The 1,458-nt window shown below is 46.0% G+C and carries 1 protein-coding gene; it reads right to left on the bottom strand.

Annotation, left to right across the window (positions count from 1 at the left end; all coding sequences use genetic code 11):
* A partial coding sequence (locus KDK16_RS00730) for a hypothetical protein (RefSeq protein WP_257274248.1) occupies nt 1–1,458 on the bottom strand: 1,458 nt, incomplete at both ends.

The raw sequence follows: 1,458 nt of genomic DNA, 5'->3' as shown, positions 1-1,458 counted from the left end.
GTTTGTAGCCAAGAAAGTGCTCAAATTCATCCACTGTCTGATAACCTTCGACATCTCTGACAGCCTTTATGTAGTTCTTAAGTTCAACCTTGTTGATCAGACCTTCACGCAGCAGACTTATGATCTTGTTGCCGCTGGCAGAATGGGTAGCGAAGTATTTCGAGAAGCTTTTCGGGCCCCCTGATTGAAGCTCAAGGAAGTGGAGGGCTGTTTTGCCCATGCTGTAAATTTCGTCGTCGTATTGTAGAGCCCCTTTTTTTATCGAATACCTGGCTCTGCGCAGAAGCCTGAAGATTTCATTCATGTCACTCCCGGGCAGATCTTCAATAGGCTCTATAGGGGATCCCGGGAAGGTTGTCTTCAGGCTCTTGTAAACTTCCACAATCCCACTGGCCTGTTTAAACGTCAATTTGTCTCCGACCAGTGCCTGCAAGTGAATCGGTGCAAATTCATCATCAAAATCGAAAGTCGGAAGGTAGGGTATGGTCTTACCACTTTCTACTGCTAATTCTGCCAGACCCAATGCCACTTCCAGAGCTTGTTTTTTGATAGAGTGTTGCTCTACGAAGGCGTTAATAGCGGTCCAAACTTTTACCTGTTTCGGCGTATACTGGAAGGGACCACCGTCGTTTTTGACGGCTTGCTGTGCCGCCTTCAGGGCCTCCTTCAGTCTCTGAATGTCTGCTTTCATGAATTCAATTTCATCTTCCAGATAGGCCTGTTCCTGAAACAGATGCCGGATCTTACCGTCAGTACCATCACTCCCACCTTTGACTTGAGTGTATTTTTTCCTGGTTAAAAGCAGTTCACCCTCGACCTCATGGGATTCGTCCCGACCATGGGCATTTGTGTAATCTTCACTGCTACGAAGCTTATTCAGTCTGCGATGAAAACCTGCCAGCTTACTTTCAGCTTTTGCTATTAACCACCTGGCTGTGGCTACATCACGATCAAGCCTGTATCGTGGTTTAGGTCCCAGGCGAGCGATTTGCCTGTCAAGCTCATCATTAATGGCTGTGATACGCTCATTAAACTTAGGCCAACCCGCCATAAAAACTGCTTTATTCAGCTGTTGGAGTTTTTCTTTAATGAGATGGGTCTGATCATCTGCAGGGGCATCATCTCTATAGCCCTGAATGCCAAGCTGGTAGGCAATTTCATTATGTATTCCTCTTCTTTTACCTTCATCATCGCAGGGCTTGCTTACTGCATCATCCAATGCCTGAAATCTGGCTTTTAGAACAGCTTTCTGATTATTCAGGCTGGCATCTTTTACAATGTCTATTTTCAGATCATCGGCCAGTTTGGCAACGAAATTCTTGCCTCTTTCTTTAGCTGCAACGTGTTCATTCCTGTCGATGCCCAGCTCATCTTCTATAGCCTTAAGCAACCTTGTCTGTTGTGTTGTGGCTCGCAAATCCGAGTCCATGACATAAAGGCTAAGTCGCTCACTAAGTC

Source organism: Endozoicomonas sp. SESOKO4 (assembly GCF_024606275.1).
Note: the sequence above shows the minus strand (reverse complement) of the source record. Positions and strands in the feature narration are given on the sequence as shown.